At 58.3% G+C, this 23,268-nt stretch carries 18 protein-coding genes; all 18 read left to right on the top strand.

What is annotated here, in order from left to right:
- Positions 1–285 precede the first annotated feature (285 nt).
- Positions 286–2,937, top strand: a complete 2,652-nt coding sequence (aceE, locus tag IE089_RS13845; RefSeq protein ID WP_189478436.1) for a pyruvate dehydrogenase (acetyl-transferring), homodimeric type — start codon at positions 286–288, stop codon at positions 2,935–2,937.
- Between the two features lie 27 nt (positions 2,938–2,964).
- Positions 2,965–4,665: a dihydrolipoyllysine-residue acetyltransferase gene (aceF, locus tag IE089_RS13840; protein ID WP_189478435.1), complete on the top strand. Its 1,701-nt coding sequence runs from the start codon at positions 2,965–2,967 to the stop codon at positions 4,663–4,665.
- A gap of 80 nt (positions 4,666–4,745) precedes the next feature.
- Entirely contained in the window at positions 4,746–5,669 is a 924-nt protein-coding gene (locus IE089_RS13835) for a hypothetical protein (RefSeq protein ID WP_229802783.1), read from the top strand.
- The gene (locus IE089_RS13830; RefSeq protein ID WP_229802782.1) at positions 5,666–6,502 is read left to right on the top strand and encodes an HAD-IIB family hydrolase; all 837 of its coding nucleotides are present in this window, start codon (positions 5,666–5,668) and stop codon (positions 6,500–6,502) included. Before IE089_RS13835 ends, IE089_RS13830 begins: the two co-directional genes overlap by 4 nt.
- Before the next feature lie 13 nt (positions 6,503–6,515).
- Positions 6,516–7,742, top strand: coding sequence for a glycosyltransferase family protein (locus IE089_RS13825; protein ID WP_189478434.1), 1,227 nt, complete (start codon positions 6,516–6,518; stop codon positions 7,740–7,742).
- Position 7,743: 1 nt separating this feature from the next.
- The gene (locus IE089_RS13820) at positions 7,744–9,528 is read left to right on the top strand and encodes a sugar phosphorylase (RefSeq protein WP_189478433.1); all 1,785 of its coding nucleotides are present in this window, start codon (positions 7,744–7,746) and stop codon (positions 9,526–9,528) included.
- Between the two features lie 119 nt (positions 9,529–9,647).
- Entirely contained in the window at positions 9,648–10,838 is a 1,191-nt protein-coding gene (fabV, locus tag IE089_RS13815) for an enoyl-ACP reductase FabV (RefSeq protein WP_189478432.1), read from the top strand.
- A gap of 5 nt (positions 10,839–10,843) precedes the next feature.
- Positions 10,844–11,674 carry an MBL fold metallo-hydrolase gene (locus tag IE089_RS13810; RefSeq protein ID WP_229802781.1) on the top strand — a complete coding sequence of 277 codons (831 nt, stop codon included), beginning with the start codon at positions 10,844–10,846 and terminating at the stop codon, positions 11,672–11,674.
- A 64-nt stretch (positions 11,675–11,738) separates the two neighbouring features.
- Positions 11,739–13,373 carry a long-chain-fatty-acid--CoA ligase gene (locus tag IE089_RS13805; protein WP_189478431.1) on the top strand — a complete coding sequence of 545 codons (1,635 nt, stop codon included), beginning with the start codon at positions 11,739–11,741 and terminating at the stop codon, positions 13,371–13,373.
- 279 nt (positions 13,374–13,652) lie between these two features.
- Entirely contained in the window at positions 13,653–15,230 is a 1,578-nt protein-coding gene (locus IE089_RS13800) for a FadD3 family acyl-CoA ligase (protein ID WP_189478430.1), read from the top strand.
- Positions 15,231–15,235: 5 nt separating this feature from the next.
- Positions 15,236–16,219, top strand: coding sequence for an Lrp/AsnC family transcriptional regulator (locus IE089_RS15730; RefSeq protein ID WP_229802798.1), 984 nt, complete (start codon positions 15,236–15,238; stop codon positions 16,217–16,219).
- Between the two features lie 27 nt (positions 16,220–16,246).
- Positions 16,247–17,119 (top strand): CoA transferase subunit A, encoded by an 873-nt coding sequence (locus IE089_RS13785; RefSeq protein WP_189478429.1) that lies wholly within the window; start codon positions 16,247–16,249, stop codon positions 17,117–17,119.
- Between the two features lie 18 nt (positions 17,120–17,137).
- Positions 17,138–17,944: a CoA-transferase subunit beta gene (locus IE089_RS13780; protein WP_229802780.1), complete on the top strand. Its 807-nt coding sequence runs from the start codon at positions 17,138–17,140 to the stop codon at positions 17,942–17,944.
- Entirely contained in the window at positions 17,944–19,041 is a 1,098-nt protein-coding gene (locus IE089_RS13775) for an NAD(P)H-dependent flavin oxidoreductase (protein WP_189478427.1), read from the top strand. The genes IE089_RS13780 and IE089_RS13775 overlap by 1 nt, the downstream gene beginning before the upstream one ends.
- Entirely contained in the window at positions 19,038–19,796 is a 759-nt protein-coding gene (locus IE089_RS13770; protein ID WP_189478426.1) for an enoyl-CoA hydratase family protein, read from the top strand. The genes IE089_RS13775 and IE089_RS13770 overlap by 4 nt, the downstream gene beginning before the upstream one ends.
- Before the next feature lie 25 nt (positions 19,797–19,821).
- Complete coding sequence (locus IE089_RS13765; protein ID WP_189478425.1) at positions 19,822–20,985, top strand: acyl-CoA dehydrogenase family protein; 1,164 nt, start codon at positions 19,822–19,824, stop codon at positions 20,983–20,985.
- 12 nt (positions 20,986–20,997) lie between these two features.
- On the top strand, positions 20,998–22,044 hold the full coding sequence (locus tag IE089_RS13760; RefSeq protein WP_189478424.1) for an acyl-CoA dehydrogenase family protein: 1,047 nt from the start codon (positions 20,998–21,000) through the stop codon (positions 22,042–22,044).
- Between the two features lie 21 nt (positions 22,045–22,065).
- Positions 22,066–23,214 (top strand): acetyl-CoA C-acetyltransferase, encoded by a 1,149-nt coding sequence (locus tag IE089_RS13755; RefSeq protein ID WP_189478423.1) that lies wholly within the window; start codon positions 22,066–22,068, stop codon positions 23,212–23,214.
- Positions 23,215–23,268 lie beyond the last annotated feature (54 nt).

The following is a 23,268-nucleotide window of genomic DNA, read 5'->3' as shown; positions in this document are numbered from 1 at the left end:
CAAATATTCCCCGATTAACCGTTCTATAACGGCACTTTATGGCGATAGCGCCATCCAGACTGTAGTATTACTACACCCTTTGCGGCCGAGCTGCGTGAAAAATGACCAGCCGGACTGCAATGTTGCCGAGTTTGCCCGGCAGAGAGTTTCTAAATTACGGCATATTTCGTGGCAAGGTTCTTTTTAGGAATCCACTTGATCTGATCGCAGATGCAGGCGCACAAGAGCGCGGCGCCAGACAGCGAAATACGCCCAGCAATACAGTCGCAGGAGCGCTGAACGCCCATGATCGATGACCTGGATCCTATAGAAACCCGCGAGTGGATGGACGCCCTTGACGATGTGGTCAAGCACGGCGGGGCGACGCGGGCCGGCCAGTTAATGCTGGATGTGGCCAAGCATGCCGCCGAAATCGGCGTTCGCCTGCCGGCTGCTATCACGACCCCGTTCCGCAACACCATTGCCCCGGCTGATGAGCGCCAGATGCCCGGTGACCTGTTCATGGAGCGGCGCATACGCTCGCTGGTGCGATGGAATGCACTGGCGATGGTGATGCGGGGCAATGACAACGATGAGGGGCTGGGTGGCCACATTTCCTCATTCTCCTCCAGCGCGACTTTGTACGACATCGGCTGTAACTACTTTTTTAGAGGCACTGAGGGAGGCCATCCCGGCGACTTGGTGTTCTATCAAGGCCATAGCGCGCCTGGCATGTATGCGCGCTCTTATCTCGAGGGCCGATTAAACGAAGACCAGCTCGATAATTTCCGTCGTGAAGTCGACGGCAACGGCCTTTCGTCGTATCCCCATCCCTGGTTGATGCCTGACTACTGGCAGTTCCCGACCGTTTCCATGGGACTTGGCCCCATCCAGGCGATTTATCAGGCGCACGTCATGAAGTACCAGGCCAGTCGAGGCTTGCTGGACCATGCTGATCGCAACGTGTGGTGCTTTATGGGTGACGGGGAGTGCGACGAGCCAGAGTCGCTGGGCGCTATCGCTTTGGCCGGTCGTGAGAAGCTGGGCAACCTGCATTTTGTGGTGAACTGCAACCTGCAGCGGCTGGACGGGCCTGTGCGTGGCAACGGCAAGATCATTCAGGAACTGGAAGGTGTGTTCCGCGGCGCGGGTTGGGATGTGCTCAAGGTTATTTGGGGGCGCAAGTGGGACCCTCTCCTGGAGCGCGACGATACCGGGTTGCTGCAGCAGCGCATGGACGAGGTCTGCGATGGCGAGTTGCAGAACTACAAATACAACGGCGGTGCATACACCCGTGAGCATTTCTTCGGTAAGTATCCGGAGTTGCTGGACCTGGTCAGTGACCTTTCCGATGAGGACATCATGTACCTGAATCGGGGCGGACATGATCCCTACAAGGTGTATGCCGCCTACGCGCAGGCTGTTGCGCAAACGGAACGTCCCACCGTGATCCTGGCGATGACCGTGAAGGGCTACGGTATGGGCGAGGCGGGGGAAGCTAACAACGAAACCCATTCCCTCAAGAAACTGGATATGGAGAGCCTCAAAGCCTTCCGTGATCGCTTTGCCATTCCAATCAGTGATGAAGAGCTTAAAGATGTGCCTTATTACCGGCCGGCTCCTGACAGTCCCGAAATGCGCTACATGCGCCAGCGGCGCGAGGAGCTGGGAGGTTCACTGCCCGTTCGGCGCCATGCCCCAGAGCTGTTGTCAGCACCCGCTCTGGATGCCTTTGATGGGCAGCTGAAAGGCAGTGGCAAGCGGCAGATATCGACCACCATGGCATTTGTCCGGATCCTGTCAACGCTGGTGAAAGACAAGGCCATCGGCGAGCGCGTGGTACCCATCGTACCTGACGAGGCGCGCACCTTCGGTATGGAGGGCATGTTCCGACAATTGGGCATTTATTCCTCTATTGGGCAGCAGTACACGCCGCACGATGCCGGCCAGATCATGTTCTATAAAGAGGACAAACAGGGCCAGATTCTCGAAGAGGGTATCAATGAGGCGGGCGCATTCTCGGCCTGGCTAGCGGCGGCAACGTCCTACAGTGTCAGCGACTACCCGATGGTGCCGTTCTACATCTTCTACTCGATGTTTGGTTTCCAGCGCATTGGCGACCTGGCATGGGCCGCCGGTGACAGCCAGGCGCGGGGCTTCCTCATTGGTGCGACAGCAGGGCGCACCACCCTGAATGGCGAGGGCTTGCAGCATCAGGATGGGCACAGTCATTTATTGTCCAGCACGATTCCCAACTGCGTGAGCTACGACCCAGCCTATGCCTATGAACTGGCAGTGATCATCCAGGACGGACTGCGCCGGATGTTTGCCGAGGGCGAGAACAAGTTTTACTACATCACCACGATGAACGAGAACTACACCCAGCCGGAAATGCCGCAGGGTGTAGAAGACGGCATTGTTAAAGGCATGTACCTGCTGCGCAGGGGAGCTGAAAAAGGCGAACACCGCGTCCAGCTGATGGGCGCCGGAGCTATCCTCAGGGAGGTTGAGGTCGCGGCGGAAATGCTGGAGGCGTCATACGGCGTGGCTGCGGATGTCTGGAGCCTGACCAGCGTGAATGAGCTTCAACGTGAGGGGAAAGCTGCCCAGCGCTGGAACCTGTTCCACCCGGAAGAAGAGCCCCGCGTTCCTTATGTGACTGCACTGTTGCGCAACAGCACCGGGCCTTTCATCGCGGCTACCGACTACATCAAGGCGCACACCGATCAGATTCGCGAGTTTGTCCCAGGGCATTTCACGGTGCTGGGGACGGATGGTTATGGCCGTAGCGATACCCGTCAGAAATTGCGCCGCTTCTTCGAGGTCAGTCGTGAGTATGTCGTGCTGGCAGCGCTTCGGGCGTTGGCCGATGAGGGCAAATTTCCGGTGGCAAAGGTCAGCGAAGCGATGCGGGACCTCGGTATTTCCCCCGACAAAATTGACCCGATGCAGGCCTGATCTGCGCGAACAGCAAAGGACTATAGCGTGGCTAAACAACAGGTAAATGTTCCGGACATTGGCGGTGCCGAGGGTGCCGAGGTTATCGAGTTGCTGGTTCAGCAGGGCGAGCAAGTTGTCGTAGACCAAAGTTTGCTGGTTCTGGAATCAGATAAGGCATCCATGGAGATCCCCAGCACGCTGGCGGGAACGCTGATGGAGTGGCTGGTTGCCGTGGGTGATGAACTGGCCGAGGGCTCGCCAGTTGTGGTGATTGAAACCGAAGGAGATATCGGGGACGCAGCGCCGCCAGCGCAAAAAGAGCAGCCCGAGGAAGCGGTTTCTTCAGAAGCCGGTCAGGCCGGCTACGCAGCATCTCCTGAGGCGCCTGAGCTGAATGAGACCGCTGATGCGCCGTCAAATGAAACCACTGATGCGGGCGCTAAAAGTGAGTCCAGCATTACCATCAGTGTGCCAGACATCGGGACCGACGATGCGGTGGATCTGATTGAGCTCAGTGTGAAGCTCGGCGATGAGGTGAGCGAAGGCGATACGCTTTGCGTGCTGGAGTCTGATAAAGCCTCTATGGAGGTGCCGTCTACACATTCAGGTACTGTCATCGCCTGGCTGGTGAGCGAGGGCGATAGTGTGACTCAGGGAGCGGAATTGCTAACCCTGGGTGTTCAGTCAGGGCAAAGCAGCCAGGTAGCGGGCGAGCAGAAAGCCGCCTCGCCAGAGCCGAGCACATCCAAGCCGGCGACAAGCGCGCCCCGCGCAGTATCCTCTCAATCCGCTGCGCCGTCACCCCAGCCGGCCAAGTCACCCGGCGGCAAACAAGCCGCGGACGATAAAGTCTATGCAGGGCCTGCGGTGCGCAAACTGGCGCGGGAACTGGGCGTTGATCTAAGCCGGGTCCCCGGCACAGGTCCTCGCGGACGGCTACTTAAGGAAGATGTGCACGCCTTTGTACAGGCGGCACTGTCAGACACATCGTCGGCGCAAGGTGGGGGCGCGGGTATTCCCGCAATCCCGGAGGTCGACTTCTCGGCCTTTGGTGACGTCGAAGTGGTGTCACGCTCGCGGATGGACAAACTAACAGCGACGAACATGCAGCGTAGCTGGTTGAACGTTCCTCATGTCACGCAGTTCGAAGATGCCGATATCACCGAGCTGGAAGCGTTTAGAAAGAGCCTGGCCGGCGAAGCGGAGGCGCGGGGAACCCGGCTAACGCCGATGCCATTCCTACTCAAGGCGGTTGCTGCGGCACTGAAAGAGCATCCTAAATTCTGTGCATCGCTCTCTGCCGACGGCGAATCCGTGGTGTACAAACAGTACGTGCACCTGGGTATGGCGGTAGATACACCCGCAGGCCTGCTAGTACCCGTGCTTCGTGATGTGGACCAAAAGTCGGTCTGGGAGTTGGCCGAAGAGGTGCTGGAGCTGGCCGCGAAAGCGCGAGATCGGCAGCTCAAGCCCGCCGAGATGCAGGGCGGGTGTTTTACTTTGTCCAGCCTGGGCGGCATAGGTGGGCGTGGCTTTACGCCGATAGTGAACGCGCCCGAGGTAGGCATTCTCGGTATTTCCAATGCCCAGATCCAACCTGTTTGGGACGGCGAGCAGTTCCAGCCGCGCAAGCTGCTGCCACTGTCGTTGTCCTACGATCATCGCGTGATCAACGGCGGCGATGCGGGTCGCTTCTGCGCCACCCTTAAACTGCTGCTTGCAGATATTCGGCGCCTGGTGCTCTAGGACGGGGCAATTCACCAAAACAGTGCCCCTTGGCACGGATAGTGCTGTAATCGTTGGTATAGAGGATCTGATGGATACCCTTGACTACAAGCGATAACAGGCGGGAGCTGGCGGATTGGGAGCACGCCTTCCTGCAACAGGAACAGCTTCCAGATAGCTATGGCGTGAGTGCACGAAAATGGTTCACGCCCTTGGTGTCGCATTTAATACTGCGCCAAAACGGTGCAGATGCGCCTCTGGTGGTTGGCTTAAATGGCTGCCAGGGTTCCGGCAAAACCACCCTGTCTAAGTATCTGGTTGCCGCACTGGCAATGCACGGTGTGCCCGCGGTGTGTCTGTCACTGGACGATGTGTATCTACCCAAGTCTGAGAGAGAGCGGCTTGCCGAGGCCGTGCATCCGCTGCTCATCACGCGTGGCGTGCCGGGAACGCACGAGGTGCCGCTGCTGATCGATACCATCAATGCGCTTTGCGACCGCGAACTGGCAGAGACCGTGGTGCTACCCCGGTTTGATAAAGCCAGCGATGATCGCGCGCCAGAAGGCGAGTGGGAAGCCGCTGGACTGGTGCCCAGGATCATCTTTATTGAAGGCTGGTGTATGGGGGTGCGCCCACAAACACAGGATGCGCTGATCGACCCTGTGAACTCGCTGGAGCGGGAAGAGGATCCTACGGGCGTGTGGCGCCGTTTTGTGAATCGCCGTCTCGCTCAGGATTTTCCGCCATTGTATGCGCAGGTTGATGAATGGCTGATGCTGCGGGCACCTTCGTTTGACTGCGCGCTGCGATGGCGCCAGGAGCAGGAAGAGAAACTCGCCCTGGCCCGCGGCGGCATGAGCGAGCAAATGCTGTCCGGTGCTGCGCTGGAGCGATTCGTAGCGCACTTCGAACGACTCACGCGCCACGGCCTGAAAACTCTGCCAACCGCGGTGGACCATCTGTTCACGCTGGGCTCTGATCGCTGCCTCGATTCCTACCGTGGCATTGTGAGCAGCGAGCCGTGATAGCACCCGTGGCGGCGTCCACATCGCGCATCGTCGTGACGGATCTGGATGGCTCGCTTCTAGACCACTACACCTACGATTACACCGCCGCCGAGACAGCGTTGAATGCGCTGGAGCATGCCGGTGTTCCCGTGATTTTGGCGTCCAGCAAAACGCGGGCGGAGATGCAGGCGCTGCGGGAAGCCATGGGGAATTGGCACCCCTACATCGTCGAGAACGGCGCGGGAATCGCAGTGCCCAGTGGCTACTTTGGTCCCGCCGTAACACCCACCGAAGCCGAAGGCGATCGGTTACCACTGGCGCAACCGCGTGCGCATTGGCTTCAGTGTTTGGATGCAGTGAAAACAGACTTTGCCGGCGAGTTCGAGAGCTTTGCCGCTGGTGGCGATCAGTGGGTTAGCGAAGTAACCGGCCTGAGCTTGGAGGCAGCGCGACGCGCCAATCAGCGCGAGTTCACTGAGCCCGTCGCTTGGTTGGGGAGTAAGGATCGACAGTCCGAATTCATCCGTACGCTGGAGTCCATGGGCGCCCGTGTGCAACGTGGTGGTCGGTTTCTTGCCGTAGGTGGAGACGCGGATAAAGGTCGGGCATTGAGAAATTTGCGCGATCGATACGCAGACTATGCTGGCGCCGCAGTGAAAGTGCTGGCACTGGGCGACTCCCATAATGACGTGGCCATGCTGGCCGCCGCAGATGCGGCCGTATTAGTGCGCTCACCGGTTCATGAGTTTCCAAGGCTGGATAGCGATTTTGCTGTCTACCGCAGTGAAGCTATCGGTCCTGAGGGTTGGGCCGAGGGTGTGTTTCATTGGCTGGAAGGCGAGCAGGTTTAACAGGGTATTTGAGATGGGCGATTTTTATCAGAACGGCATAATCACGACCTTGCACGATTTGGATCAACGACCGATTGAGGCCATTGAATCCGAGCTGCAGGGCTTTTCAAAGCAGCGCCCGATGGGGCTGATTCTGCCCTCGCTTTATTCGGAGCTCGAAGGTGAGGCGCTGCCCGCAATACTGGGTCAAATCGCGCAGGTTCCCTACCTGTCTGAGATCGTTATTGGCCTCGATCGGGCAGATGCGTCGCAGTATGGGGCGGCGCTCGCATTCTTTGATCGTCTGCCACAGCGTCACCGTGTACTGTGGAACGATGGCCCTCGACTCAAAGCCCTTGATGCCGAGTTGCAGTCCCATGATCTCGCGCCCCGGGAAATGGGGAAGGGGCGCAATGTGTGGTACTGCATGGGCTATACGCTAGCCTCGGGCCGCACCGAATCAGTGGCTTTGCACGACTGTGACATCACAACCTACGACCGGCGACTCCTCGCGCGCTTAATCTACCCGGTGGCTAATCCGCGATTTAACTACGAATTCTGCAAGGGCTTTTACGCCAGGGTGGCAGACGGCAAGATCAATGGCCGCGTCAGCCGCTTGCTGGTAACGCCGTTGCTACGGGCCTTGAAAAAGACACTCGGTGATATGGAATACCTGGAGTATATGGATAGCTTTCGCTATCCATTGGCGGGCGAGTTCTCTTTTCGGCGCGATGTGCTGACTGATATTCGTATTCCCAGCGACTGGGGCCTTGAGATCGGTGTGCTTTCGGAGATGTACCGGAACTATGCGAACAACAGGTTGTGCCAGGTGGATATTGCAGAGGTCTACGATCATAAACACCAGGACTTGTCTGCAGGTGACGACAGCGGTGGTTTGTCCAAGATGTCCATCGATATTGCCAAGGCGCTATTCAGAAAACTGGCAACTCGTGGCGTAACATTTAACAGCGAGACTTTCCGTTCACTGAAGGCGACCTATTACCGCATCGCTCTGGACTTTGTAGAGACCTATCACAATGATGCAGTAATGAATGGCCTGAGTCTGGATATACACACGGAAGAAAAGGCGGTGGAGCTCTTTGCAGAGAATATAATGAAAGCGGGCGAAGCCTTCCTGGATCGCCCCATGGAACGCCCGTTCATTCCCAGCTGGTCACGCGTGACAAGCGCCATGCCCGATGTATTGGACAGGTTGCTGGATGCTGTTGAGCAAGATCACGCGGAACTCGTCGGCACCTGAGATGACAGTACAAGAACTGCACCCTGGTGAAGTGCTGCGCGACCGTGTGCAGCAACATCTCCGACTGATCTACGGCAGCGCGCTGGCAGAAGGCGATGTACCCCTGCTTGCTGATGAGCTGGTCGGGTTGATGCGGTTAGCGTCGGTTGACCATGCGCCACAGCAGCACATTAATCATTGGGATCAACGAGATGCCATCGTTATTACCTATGGCGACACGCTGCAATGTGAGGGCGAGAAGCCCCTGCACACCCTGAAGCGTTTTGCCGACAGCCACCTGTCGGGTTCGGTGAGTGCGCTGCATCTGCTGCCTTTCTACCCCTGGAGTTCTGACGACGGGTTCTCAGTGCTGGATTACTCCAGTGTGAATGAGGCGTTGGGTAACTGGGCCGATATCACGGCGCTGGATGAGTGCTTCGATTTGATGGCGGACCTGGTGATCAATCACTGCTCTGCGCGCAGCCTTTGGTTCGATAACTTTCTCAAGAATCGTGAGCCGGGCGCTGGTTATTTCAAAACAGCCAAGCCGGATGATGACCTGTCGGCAGTGGTTCGGCCGCGCACCAGTTCCCTGTTGCGTGCTGTGGAGGCTGTGGATGGTACGCGGCATGTCTGGTGCACATTTAGTCATGATCAGGTGGACCTGGACTTTGGGAATCCTGATGTCCTGAAGCAGTTCACTGCCATCGTTCGCCAGTATCTGGATAGCGGTGTCCGTATCTTTCGCCTGGATGCCATTGCCTTTCTGTGGAAAGTGCCCGGAACCAGCAGTCTCAACCTGCCGCAAACGCACGAGGTCGTCCGCTTACTGCGAACGCTCGTTGAGCACGCGCGCGAGGACGCAGTACTCATTACCGAGACCAACATTCCCAACCGCGAAAACCTCTCGTACTTTGGCAACGCGAACGAAGCGCACTGCGTGTACAACTTTTCTCTGCCGCCTTTGCTGCTGAACACATTGGTAACAGGCGACTGCACCTACCTCAAACAATGGATTATGAGTATGCCGCCGCCGCAACACGGCACGGCCTACTTCAACTTTATTGCGTCACACGACGGCATTGGGCTGCGCCCAGCAGAGGGTTTGTTGTCCGACGAGGAACTGGATACGCTGATTCGCACCATGGCGGGCTTCGGTGGGCATATCTCGTACCGAGCACTGGAGAACGGGCAGAACAAGCCTTACGAGATCAATATCTCGCTATTTGATGCATTGCAGGGAACGGTAAACGGAGCAGATGCCTATGGGCTGCAGCGGTTCATCTGCGCGCATGCCATCATGCTGGGCCTGGAGGGAATACCTGGGATCTACATACATAGCCTGTTAGGCACGCGTAATGACTATGCCCGTGTGGAGCACACGGGTCAGAACCGCTCCATTAATCGGCACCAGTGGGATCTCCCCGAGTTGGAGGAAGCCCTGGCGGATGATCAACGTCACCACGGCGCTGTGTTTGCCGGCATCAAGAACCTGTTGGCGGTTCGTCGGCAGCAGGCCGCATTTCACCCTAACGCTGTGCAGTTCACCCTGCAGCTGGGCAGCGCTCTGTTTGGTTTCTGGCGGCAGAGCATGGACAGACGCCAGAGTATTTTTTGTATTAGCAATGTCAGCGACACACCGCAGATGCTGCGACTGGCAGAGCTGAACCTGATAGATGCGGAACACTGGCAGGATCTCATCAGCGGTGAGGTCTACTCTGATCGCGCGCAGCAGTTCGAACTGAAGCCCTACCAAACGGTGTGGATCAGCAACATGGCGTCGCACACAGGCGTGCCGCAGCAGTAGCGGCCCTCGCTTAGACGCCACGTTGAGCGTCAGGTTTGGTGGCCTCGCTCGCCGTTTCGCATACGGGTGGCTGTGCTACACTCGCCGCACCTGTGAAACGCGTCAGGAAACCAGCGCTAATGATTATAAAACCCCGCGTACGCGGTTTTTTGTGTACCACGACTCACCCGGCAGGTTGTGCTGCCAACGTTCAGCGACAGATTGATTACGTCAAATCCAATGGGCCGATAGATCAGGGACCAAAGCGGGTTCTGGTGATTGGTTCCTCCACGGGATATGGACTTGGCTCGCGCATCACGTCTGCGTTTGGTGCGCAAGCCTCAACCCTGGGTATCTTCTTTGAGAAAGAGGGCACCGAGCGCAAGCCGGGTACGGCTGGCTGGTACAACTCGGCGGCCTTTCACCAGCAGGCAGAAGCCGCCGGCTTGTATGCAAAGAGCATCAATGGCGACGCCTTCAGCGCGGAAGTGAAACAGCAGGCCATCGATATTATCAAGCAGGATATGTGTCAGGTTGATCTCGTGGTGTACAGCCTTGCTGCACCGCGTCGGCAGCATCCGGTCACCGGCGAACTGCACAGCTCCACACTGAAACCTATCGGCAGCGACTCTACCCAGAAAGGCATTAACACCGACAAAGGCGAAATCCAGGAGTTTCACCTGGAGGCGGCCTCGCAGGACGAGATCGACAATACCGTTGCAGTGATGGGCGGCGAAGACTGGCAGATGTGGATTGATGCGCTGGACGAGGCGGGTGTGCTGGCCGATGGCGCGAAGACCACCGCCTTCACTTACATTGGCGAGAAGATCACCTGGGATATTTATTGGCACGGTACCATTGGTGCGGCCAAGCAGGATCTCGACAAGCGTGTGATCAATATACGCCAGCAATTGGCTGCCCGCGGCGGTGATGCACGGGTCTCTGTGTTGAAGGCGGTTGTCACTCAGGCCTCGGCAGCGATTCCCGCGATGCCTATTTACCTCGCGATTCTCTTTAAAGTGATGAAGGCGCATGGTGTTCACGAGGGCTGTATCGAGCAGATCGATGGCCTGTTTCGTGATTCACTCTATGGCGCTACGCCGACCCTGGATGATGAAGGTCGCCTGCGTGCCGATGGCAAAGAGCTAACGCCTGAAATTCAGTCTGAGGTCGCCGAGCTCTGGGACCAGATTAATACGGACAATCTCAGGGAGCTCTCAGACTTCGACGGTTACCGGCAGGAATTCCTGCAGCTGTTCGGGTTTGAAGTCGACGGTGTGGATTACGACGCGGATGTGAACCCCGTTGTGCCAATTGCCGGTCTGGCCTGATCTCGATGTTTGATCACGGCGTTCCTTTCCGGCTCAGTCCATTGATCAGGCGGTTGGTTGCACCAAACCCCGGCATCATGACCGGCCCGGGCACCAATACCTATTTGATTGGCAACCACGAGGTGGCGGTGTTGGACCCCGGTCCCGCATTGCCTGAGCATGTCGATGCCATTCTGGCTGCCGGTGAAGGCCGCATTCGCTGGATTGTCTGCACCCACACTCACCCAGACCATTCTCCTGCCTGGCAGGGTGTTGCCGCCGCCACTGGCGCACAGGTCATTGGCGCATTGCCAGCGGATGACCGATTTCAGGATGATACGTTCAATCCAGACTGGCGCATCCAGCATGACGAGGTGCTGCAAGCGCCGGAATTTCGCCTGAGAGCACTGCATACGCCCGGGCACGTCAGCAATCATTTTTGCTACCTGCTCGAGGAAGAGGGTGTTGTCTTCGCTGGTGACCACATCATGAGCGGTTCAACGGTTGTTATCGTACCCCCGGGCGGGGATATGAGCGCTTACATCGCGTCGCTTCAGTTGCTGCTGGACTATCCCGTGCAGCGCGTAGCGCCGGGTCATGGTGAGATGATCGATGATTGCCGCGCCGAGGTGGAGCATCTCGTAAAGCATCGCCTGGCCCGGGAAGCCAAGGTTGTTGCGGGCCTTGAACAGACCGGCCCCGCCGATCTGGATACACTGGTGGCCGTGGTCTACGACGATGTGGATACCGAGCGGCACGAGTGGGCCAAACTGTCAATGTCGGCGCATCTGATCAAGCTGGCCGATGAGGGTCGGGCCCGTCACGACGCCGATGCCGGTATCTGGGCGCTGACCTGATCTCGCGCTGCAGTGGTAAACAGCCAATAGCTATCTGTCTAAGAATAAACAAGAGGAGAAACCCATGAACGGACTGATGATGGGTACGCACCTGACCATCACCTCAATCATGGAGCATGCTGTTCGCGTGAACGGCGATGTGGAGATTGTGTCTGTCACGCATGACAATCCGCGGCATCGGTATAACTACCGCGAAGCCTTTGGACGTGCAGGGCAACTCGCCAATGCCATGGCTGAATGGGGTCTGGGCCGTGGCGATCGCATAGCCACCCTGGCGTGGAATGATTACCGCCATTTCGAAACCTATTATGCGTCGGCCTGCAGCGGCTACGTTTGTCACACCATTAACCCGCGATTGTTTCCGGATCAGTTGGTTTACATCATCAATCACGCCGAAGATCGCTACGTCTTCCTGGACCGGGATTTTGTGCCGCTGGTGGCCGCGATTGCGGACCAGTGCCCCGGCGTAAAGGGTTGGGTAGTGCTGACCGACGAGGCAAATATGCCGGCGTCGGAGCTCGAGAACCTGATGTGTTACGAGACGCTGATCAATTCCCACAGCCGCGATTTTGACTGGCCTGAACTGAACGAAAACGATGCCTGTGCCCTGTGTTACACCTCGGGTACCACGGGCAACCCCAAGGGCGTGCTGTACGGTCACCGCTCAACCATTTTGCATGCCTACGCATCGACCATGCCTGATGTGATGGGGCTGTCGGGCTCGGATGTGGTGCTGCCCATTGTGCCCATGTTCCATGTGAATGCCTGGGGCAACCCTTACTCCTGCCCGATGGTTGGCGCCAAGTTGGTGTTCCCCGGCAATAAAATGGGTGACGGACAAACACTCTCTGCACTGATCAATGAAGAGGGCGTCACCATGTCCGCGGGTGTGCCCACCGTGTGGTTGGGTCTGTTGGCGCACCTGAAGGGATCTGGCGAGACCATCGAGAGCTTGCAGCGTGTTCTGGTGGGCGGCGCTGCCTGTCCGCTGTCGGTGATGGAAGACTTCGACACCTACGGTGTGGAGACCCGCGTTGGCTGGGGCATGACCGAAATGAGTCCGTTGGGTACTGTTAACGCCTGTACGGCTCAGCGAGACCGCTATACACCGGAGGCATTTGCCAAGCAGCGCCTGAAAGCGGGTAGGCCGGTCTTCGGCGTGGAAATGAAGATTGTCGACGATGCAGGCAAAGAGCTTCCCTGGGATGGCCAGGCGTTTGGTTCGCTGAAGGTACGCGGTCCGTGGATTTGCTCCAGCTACTTCAAGCTGGACGGTTCCGACGCACACGCCGAGAACGGTTGGTTTGAGACCGGCGATGTGGCGACCATCGACCCCGAGGGTTACATGGCGATCACCGACCGCACCAAAGACGTGATTAAGTCGGGCGGCGAGTGGATTTCTTCCATCGATGTGGAAAACGTGGCCACGGATCATCCTAAGGTGGCGGAGTCTGCGGTCATTGGACGCTATCACCCCAAGTGGAGTGAGAGGCCGCTTCTGGTTGCCGTGAAGGCGCCGGGTGGTGAAGACCTCACAGCCGAAGAACTCCTGGCCTGGTTTGATGGAAAGATTGCCAAATGGTGGGTGCCAGACGCGGTGGAGTTTGTGGAAGAACTGCCCCACGGTGCGACGGGCAAAATCCACAAGGTGGGATTGCGGGAGCAGTTCGAAGACTACGCGTTCCCCGACGCTAGCTAACCGTCGCGCGACCGGCCGGCTTGGCGAATTGCCCGGCCGGTTGCCCCGGCGGAACTCAAAGCGGTCAGGTCGAGGCGATTCGGCCCCCGCCCACTGCTGGTATTAGCCACCTGTAATATCAGTCATGCGCGGCTGCGGTTCCGCGCTAGCGCGTTGCACAACTTATTGCACCAGTTATTACAATATGCGTAGTAATCAGGCCGCATATCTACGCATAGTTTGCCAATTACCCGAATTCTGATTATTGTTGAGCGCAGAATTCGTTAATTTAGCGCGCATATGTCGTCTGCACTTCCCACAACCCTGCCTGCGCTGGTGGCTGATGCCGCCCGGCGATTCGGTGCGCGGCCGGCGATTACCGACGGTGACACCCGGCTGACTTACGCGGAACTGGATCAGTGGCGTCGCCGAAGTGCGCGCGCCTGCATGGCGGCAGGGATTGCGCACGGTGATCGCATCGCCATTTGGGCACCGAATGTCCACGAGTGGATACTCGCTGCGATTGGCGCCCAGAGCGTGGGCGCAGTTTTGGTGCCCCTGAATACCCGCTTGAAGGGCCCCGAGGCCGCATACATTCTGCGAGCCAGTGGTGCGAAAGCCCTGTTCACCGTGGATGAATTTCTCGGTGTGAACTACCCGGAACTGCTGAAGGATGAGGCACTGCCATCGCTGGCGTTGACGGTATGCCTGCGGGGTGAGGCAGCGGGTACGATGCCTTGGAGTGACTTCCTGGATGGCGCCGATGCGATCGATGAGTCGCAACAGCTTGCATGCGAGACTGCGATCACTGGCGATGATGTGCTGGACATCCTTTTCACATCCGGCACCACGGGCAATCCGAAGGGCGTCATCACGCTGCATGCCCAGAATATTCGTACCTTTGCAGAGTGGAGCGGCACCGTCGGCCTGCGGGAAGACGACAACTATTTGATCATCAATCCCTTCTTCCACTCGTTCGGCTACAAGGCCGGTTGGCTGGCCGCCATGATTCGCGGTGCCCACATACTGCCTGTGCTCAGCTTCGACCTGAATGCTGTTGTGGCCCAGATCGAGCGCGACAGGATCACCATGATTCCCGGCCCGCCAACGATTTATCAGTCGCTGCTCGCCTACCCACAACGTGACGCCTTCGATCTCAGTAGCTTACGCCTGGCGGTAACAGGTGCAGCACCGGTACCGGTAAAGCTGGTGGAAGACATGCGAGAGGTGCTGGGCTTCGAGGTTGTGGTGACCGCTTACGGGCTGACCGAGAGCTGCGGGGTCGTCACCCTGTGCCGCGCCGAGGACAGCCCCGAGCGTATTTCGCACAGTTCGGGTCGCGCCATGAACGGGGTCGAGGTCAAACTCGTCGATGCTAACGGTGAGACAGTGCCTGCCGGCACTGAAGGTGAGATTTGGTGCCGTGGCTTCAACGTCATGCAGGGTTATCTGGATAACCCGGAAGAGACCGCAAAAGCCGTTACTGGCGAGGGTTGGCTGAAAACCGGTGATGTGGGCGTGATGGATGAGGACGGCTATGTGCGCATCACCGATCGTATCAAGGACATGTTCATCGTTGGCGGCTTCAACTGCTATCCCGCCGAGATCGAAAACGCACTGTGTTCCAAGCCCGGCGTTGCCAGGGCGGCGGTTATCGGCGTGCCCGATGAGCGCTTAGGCGAGGTCGCCCGGGCCTACATCGTAGCGGCGCCCGAAGCATCGATAAGTGCAGAGGAAATTGTCGCCTGGAGCCGCCAGAACATGGCGAATTACAAGGTGCCTCGAACGGCGGTCATCGTTGATGAGCTGCCGATGAACGCGGGTGGCAAGGTGCTCAAGGGCCAACTGCGTGAACGCGCTGCCAGGGAGATGGCGTGAATCAGATGGCGACAGATACTGCGCTGCCAGATATCTCGCTGGACGATGCGGACGCCGGCATCATCGCGCAGCTTCGCGCCGATGGCCGGGCACCCTACCGTGGTATGGCCAAAGAACTGGGGCTGACAGAAGCGACAGTGCGCAGCCGCATCAAACGCTTGGAAGAGTCCAACGTGTTACGAGTGGTCGCAGTCACCGATATTGATGCGGCGGGATATGGATTGCTGCTCTCCATTGGTGTGCAGGTAGACGGTCGCTCACCAGAGGATGTTGCCCGTGATCTTGCGGCGCTGCCTGCGGTGTTCTCGGTCAACGTTGTGGTTGGGGCACAGGACATTGAAGTGTTGGTCTGCGCGCGCGATGCGCAGGACCTCTATGCCCTTACCAGTGAGGTGCTTGCGCGCGTGCCGGGCGTGGCGCGCCTGACACCGGCGCTGGCGGTTGATGTGCTGAAGAACCAGCCGGACTGGGTTCCCTTCAACACAAACACTGGAAACAGTTTTTTTGCCGCGGGGCCGGACGCTGGCGGGAGCGCGCTGGATGCTGTGGACCGCGCCATCGTTTTACAGCTATCGCATGACGCGCGCACCAGTAATCGACAGATTGCAGCAGAGCTTGGTGTTGCAGAGGGAACGGTACGCACGCGTATTCGGCGTCTCGAAACGGAAGGGCATATCCGGCTGACGGCGGTGACCAATATCGAACGATTCGGTGATGCGTCTCTTGCCTATATTTTCGTCGAGGTCAGCCGCAGCGATAGAACGCAGGCTGTGGCGAAGGCGATGGCGGATATTCCCGAGTTGGGCTTTGTTGGTGTGATGTTGGGACGTTCGGACGTACTCGGTATCACCATGGTGCGCAATACCGAGCACCTGGCGGATTTCATTCACCGGCGCATCAGTGCTATCGATGGCGTGCGCCGTACCGACAGCACCCTTGGCGTGAACTTCATCAAACACGATTACCGCATGGCGCGCATTGTCGCTTAGCGAGACAGAAGGTCAGAAGGAGCAAGTATGGATAAGCGAATGACAGCCAGTGAGGCTGTGGCGCAGATAGAAGACGGAATGACCGTCGGCATCGGGGGCTGGGGGCCGCGCCGCAAACCGATGGCCTTAGTGCGGGAGATTCTGCGCTCTGACGTCAAGGACTTAACGGTTGTGGCCTACGGCGGTGCTGATGTGGGCATGCTGTGTGCAGCCGGTCGCGTTCGCAAATTGGTGTTTGCCTTTGTGTCCTTGGACTTCATTCCCCTGGAACCTTACTTCAGGCAAGCGCGCCAATCCGGTGGCCTTGAGGTGATGGAGATTGACGAAGGCATGATGTTGCTGGGCTTGCGTGCCGCAGCCTGGGGTTTGCCGTTTATTCCCACCGAGGTTGGATTGGGCACTGACATTATTACGCACAACCCCGAGATCAAACTGATCGACAGCCCCTACGACGATAAAGAGTGGGTCGCAATGCCAGCTCTCAAGCTGGACGTCTCCCTGATACACGCAGACCGTGCTGATGCGCGCGGTGTCTGCCAGATTGCTGGCCCCGATCATTACATGGACGACTGGTTTGCCCGGGCAGCCACCACCACGCTGGTGTCCTGCGATGAACTGGTGGATAGCGAGTATTTTCATTCGCCTGAGCAGGCGCGGCACGTGCACTGGGAGCGAGCGGCAACCAGCGGCGTGATCCCCATCCCCGGGGGTGCACATCCCAGCTCCTGCAGTCCGCTGTATGGTTTTGACGTGCCACACTTCAAAGCCTACGCCGCCAGTGCGAAAGAGGGCGGTATCCAGAGCTACCTGGACAGCTACCTTGGGGCGGACGAAGCGGAGTATCAGTCCCGCGTTGGCGGACTGGATGCCATTCGTTCCATTGAACTTCCCACTTACTGAGCGTCCAGGAGAATGACCATGACAGAATATAGCCTGGCAGAGTTGTGCATCGTTGCAGCCAGCGAAGCATTCAACGACGACGGAGAGGTACTGGCGACGGGGATTGGTGTCATACCGCGTCTGGCGGCCAGTCTTGCGATGAAAACCAGCAATACCGATCTCATGATGACCGACTCCGAGGCATTTATGCTGTCGGAGCCCAATCCATTAGGTAAGCGCGATGCTGACTTTGAGCAGGCGAACGAAAGCTGGATGGGCTTTTCGCGTATTTTCGACAACGTGTGGAGCGGCAAGCGCCATGCCATGTTGGGCCCTACCCAAATCGACCGCTTCGGCCAAACAAATACGTCCGCACTGGGTGGCTCTTATGCCCAGCCTAAAGTGATGATGCTGGGTGCGCGGGGTTTTCCGGGTAACTCCATTTCACACCCGAACAGTTTCTTTGTTCCAGACCACAACCCCCGTGTGTTTATGGAGGGCGAGTGTGATTTCGTTTCCTCCGTAGGCTACAACCCCGATCGATTGCCGCGTGGGCACCAACTGTCAGATATCGATATACGCCGGGTGATTACCAACTTGTGCGTGATGGATTTCGGCGGACCTGACTACCAGATACGACTGCGATCCCTGCATCCGGGGGTAACGGTAGAGCAGGTACAGGAAAATACGGGGTACCCCGTGTTTGTGCCCGATGATGTGCCACAGACGACTGCGCCAACCGCCGAGCAACTGGCAGTGATTGCGGCGCTGGATCCGCACAATCAGCGCGCCCTGCAAATCAGGGGTAATCCCCCGGGTGTGCCCGCCGCGGGTGAGGCACAGTAATGTCCTCGCTGGAGACTCGCCTTACCCAGTTGCTGGGTTGTCGCTATCCCATTGTTCAAACGGCGATGGGCTGGGTTGCTCATCCCGAATTGGTCGCGGGCAGCTGTAACGCAGGTGCCTTTGGTTTTCTTGCTGGCGCCACCATCCCGCCCGAGGAGATGGAGCGCGACATCCTGCGGGTAAAGGCGCTGACTGATAAACCGTTCGGCGTGAACTTCCATATGTATCAGCCGAACGCTGCCGACATCGTTGATATGGTGATTCGCCACGGGGTGCGTGCAGTCAGCTATTCCCGCTCGCCCGGGCCAGAGTTTATCCAGAAGTTGAAGTCCGCCGGTGTAGTGTGCATGCCCACGGTGGGCCTGCCCAAGCACGCGGCGAAGGCGGTCGAACTGGGTGCTGACGTGGTTACCGTGCAAGGGGGCGAGGGCGGTGGCCACACGGGGGCCGTCCCTACAACGCTGTTGATTCCACAGGTCATCGATGCGGTTGGCGAGAAGGTGCCCGTTGTGGCGGCTGGCGGCTTCAAGGACGGCCGGGGATTACTGGCGGCGCTGGCCTGGGGTGCCGACGGCATAGCAATGGGCACGCGTTTTCTGATGACGGAAGAAAGCCCGGTGCCTCGCGAAACACTGCAACGCTATGTGGACTGCGGTGATCCCGCACAGATTATTCGTTCAACGGCGATGGATGGTTTGCCCCAGCGCATGATTATGAATGAGGTGTTGGGCGACCTGGAGCGCGCCGGCAATCTCCGCAAACTCTGGATCGCTGTAAAAAATGGTCTTGCCTACCGCAAGTACACAGGCGCTACGATCGGTCAGCTCTTGAAATCGGCGCTGGCCATGAGTCGCGATGACGATCTAACACCCGCGCAGGCGATTATGTCCGCCAACGCCCCCATGATTATCCAGAAAGCCATGGTGGACGGCGAACCGGCGCATGGCGTGCTGCCCAGTGGGCAAGTGGCCGGTGTTATCGACAGCATAGTCAGCTGTGAGTCACTGGTTCAGTCCATCGTCGAAGAAGCCGAACAGCGATTGGCGCTGCTGGCCTTGCGCAATGACAACAAGAAAGAGGGAGTGCCTTCAGTATGAAGACACCATTTGATGTGCATATTGAAAACGGGATCGGCGAATTAGTGCTGAACAATCCGCCGGTTAATGCGTTCGACAGCGCAGGCTGGTTCGCAATCGCCGATGCCCTGGACGATTTCGGCGCCGATGACGCTGTGCGTGTGATCGTTGTGTCTGCCGAGGGCAAGGGCTTTTGCGCCGGGGTTGATATCAAGGAACTGGCTGCAAAACCTGAAAGAATCGTGGACGTGAATCGAGGTAACTACGAGACCTACCGCGCTATCCACCGTAATCCCAAGCCAGTGATTCTGGCGCTGCACGGTTTCGTGTTGGGCGGCGGTATCGGCATGTCCGGTGCTGCCGATATCCTTGTGGCGTCAGAGTGTGCCCGCTTTGGTGTGCCCGAAATAGACCGCGGGGCTATGGGCGGTGGTGCGCACCTCCAGCGGCTTTTCCCGGTGCAGAAAGTGCGCCACATGTACTTCACCGGCGAGTTTATCGATGCGCAGGAGGCCTACCGCCTCGGTGCTGTCGAAAAAGTCGTGCCACGCGAACATTTGCGTGAGACCGCGCTCGGTATCGCCCTAACCATTGCTGAGAAATCACCCGCGATGGTGGAGTTGGCCAAGGAAGCACTGACCGGTATTGAAGACGGTGACCTGGAAGCCAAGTACCGCTGGGAGCAAGGCTTCACGCTTGAGGCTTACACCATGGGCGACTCGCAGGAGTCGCGCGACGCCTTCGTTGAAAAACGCGACGCAGATTTTAAGGAGTAGCACCGCTACGGTGCCTATCTGACCAATGGACTTATCGTATTCACAGAAGCAGCAGGATTTTCGCGCAGAGGTGCGGCAATGGTTGGCCGAGCATGTGCCAGCCCAGCCTCTACAGACCTTTGATACCGCAGAGGGCTTTGCCCAGCACAGGGAGTGGGAGGCCACGCTGAACAGTGGGCGCTTCGGCATGGTGACCTGGCCGGAAGCGCTGGGTGGGCGCGGTTGCGACCTGATCGAGTGGCTGATCTTTGAAGAAGAATACTACCGGGCGGGCGCGCCACTGCGCGTGAACCAGAACGGAATTTTTCTGCTGGGTCCCACCCTGATGGAGTACGGCACCGAGGCGCAGAAGGCGCGCTTTTTGCCGCGCATGGCGACCGGCGAGGATGTGTGGGCGCAGGGCTGGTCAGAGCCCAATGCCGGCTCTGACATGGCAGCCATTCGAGCCCGCGCCGAGCGCAAGGGCGACAAATACGTAATCAATGGACAGAAGATTTGGTCTACGCGTGCGGTCTGGGCCGACTGGGTGTTCGGAATGTTTCGGACTGACCCTGACTCGCAGCGACACAGGGGGCTGACATTTATTCTGGTGCCGCTGGATAGCCCGGGTGTGACTGTGCGGCCGATCCCGCAGCTAGACGGTTTGCCGGGCTTTGCTGAAATTTTCTTTGACGATGTTGAAGTCTCAGAAGATTGTCGCCTTGGCGATGAGGGCGCAGGCTGGTCGGTGGCCATGGCCACCGCAGGATTTGAACGCGGTTTGATGCTGCGTTCGCCGGCGCGTTTTCAGGAAACTGCGAAACGTCTTGTTGAGCTGTATCGGGAGAATCGGGCGTCAGCCGACCGTGACCCGGCCATTCGAGAGGCAGTGATGCAAGCCTATCTTGACGCGGAGAGCTATTGCCTTTCGACCTACCAGACTGCCTGTCGTTTAAGCCAGGGCGGAAAAATTGGTGCAGAGTCGTCAACCAATAAAATCTTTTGGTCTGAACTGGATCAGTCAATGCACGCAACCGCGATGAGCATTCTGGGTGCGCGGGCCGAGCTTTGGCCACACGCGCCAGACGCGGCAGGTGTGGGTAGCTGGCTGGACGGATGGCTGTTCTCCCAGTCGGGCCCTATCTATGCGGGCACCAATGAGATTCAGCGCAACATCATTGCCGAGCGGATGCTTGGCATGCCGCGATAAGGGAGAGCAGTGATGGACTTTACGTTTTCTGAAGACCAATACCTGTTTCGTGATTCCGTGGGTGAGTTCTTGCGCAATGAGGTAACACCGGAACGTATCCGCGCGGGTTGGGAATCTCCGACCGGACGCGACGATGCGCTGTGGCAGGCTCTGACAGAGTTGGGTGTTACCGGGTTAACGGTACCGGAGTCGCATGGCGGTCTGGGTATGTCGGCAGTGGACTTTGTGCTACTGGCGCAGGAGTGCGGGTATGTGGCACTGCCAGAACCACTTGTTAACACCGCTTTGGTTGCCGTGCCTGTATTGCAGGCCGTGGGCGGCGAACTGGCCGCTACCTGGCTCCCGAAAGTAGCCGACGGATCAGCGCGTGTTGTGTGCGGCCTGGCCAATAACCAGTTGGCAGAGGATGCGCACGTGGCAGATCTTCTGCTGTGGTGCGAAGGTGATGCCTTGTTTGCACTGCATCCGGGGCAATTTACTGCGCGCGCAAATGCGTCTGTTGATCCATCCCGCCGTTTGTACGCGATAGCGATAGAGCCGGGCGTTGAGCCTGTGCTCACCGGCGCTGCGGCCAACGCCGTTGGCGGTTTGGCAATGCGCCGCGGCGCACTGGGTGCTGCGGCGCAGTGTTTGGGGCTAGCGCAACGCATGATCGATATGTCCGTGGCCTACACTTCGGATCGTCAACAGTTCGGTAAACCCATTGGTTCGTTCCAGGCGGTCAAACACCACATGGCCAATGTGGCAGTGCGCCTTGAGTATGCAAAACCTGCGGTCGCGCGCGCGGCCTACTCGCTCTTTACAGACGACCCTGGCGCGCAACGTCATGTTGCCCACGCCAAGTTGGCAGCCTGTGACGCGGCGAACCTTGCGGCGAAACACAGTATCCAGGTGCACGGCGCCATGGGTTATACCTGGGAAGTGGATCTGCACATCTTCATGAAAAAAGCCTGGGCGCTGGCTGGCACCTGGGGTGACAGCGGTTTTCACAAGGCCTGTGTCATGGATTACCTCATGTATGACGACGCCCGACTCGGGGCGACCGGCACCTTCTCATAGTGATTGATCGGAGATAGAAAAATGGCAGAAGCCTATATTGTTGATGCGGTGCGCACGCCCACGGGACGCCGCAAAGGTGGCCTGGCGGATGTCCATGGCGCTGACCTGGGCGCACACGTGCTCAAAACGCTCGTTGATCGTAACGCCATTCCAGACAATGACTATGACGATGTGGTGTTCGGCTGCGTGGACACCATCGGACCGCTGGCGGGGGACATTGCGCGCACCTGCTGGTTGGCAGCGGGCTTATCGGACGAAGTGCCTGGCACAACGGTTGATCGTCAGTGCGGCTCATCGCAGCAAGCTGTGCACTTCGCAGCCCAGGCGATTATGGCCGGCGTAAACGATGTGGTTGTGGCAGGCGGTGTGCAGACCATGACCCAGATTCCTATTTCCTCCGCGATGCTTGCGGCTGAGCCTCTAGGGTTCAGCGACCCGTTCTCCGGCAGCCAGGGTTGGGTTGCCCGCTATGGCGATGTGCCAGTTTCGCAATTCAACTCGGCCCAGATGATCGCTGACAAATGGAACATCAGCCGGGAAGAGATGGAGGCCTTCGCTCTGGAGTCCCACACACGGGCACTGCGCGCCATTGAAGAGGGGCGATTCGATCGGGAAGTGGCACCGTTGAATGGCGTTGAGATGGACGAGACGCCGCGCAATACCAGTATGGAAAAGATGGCAGAACTTGCACCACTGGCGGAAGGCGGCACGATCACGGCAGCGGTATCGAGCCAAACCTGCGATGCGGCCAGCGCCATGCTGCTGGTGTCCGAGGAAGCGCTCAAGCGCTATAACCTGACCCCCCGTGCCCGTATTGCTCACATGAGTGTGCGCGCGGAGGACCCCATCTGGATGCTAACTGCGCCTATTCCCGCGACTGCTTATGCCATGAAGCGGTCGGGTATGCGCCTCGAGGATATGGACCTGGTAGAGATTAATGAGGCTTTTGCCTCTGTGCCCATGGCCTGGTTGAAGGAAACCGGTTATCCGCATGAAAAGACCAATGTGAATGGCGGCGCGATCTCTCTTGGTCACCCTCTTGGGGCCACGGGGACCAAGCTAATGACCACCTTGCTGCATGAGTTGGAACGCACTGGTGGCCGCTATGGCCTGCAAACCATGTGCGAGGGTGGTGGCCAGGCGAATGTCACAGTGATTGAGCGGCTGTGATTTTATCCCTAGGTAAGCGACGACAGATTCACGGCGTTGTGATGTGCAGTGAAT

Source organism: Parahalioglobus pacificus (assembly GCF_014652275.1).
GTDB classification, from domain to species: domain Bacteria; phylum Pseudomonadota; class Gammaproteobacteria; order Pseudomonadales; family Halieaceae; genus Parahalioglobus; species Parahalioglobus pacificus.
The sequence above is the reverse complement of the archived record's forward strand: the minus strand, read 5'-3'. Positions and strand labels throughout refer to the sequence as shown.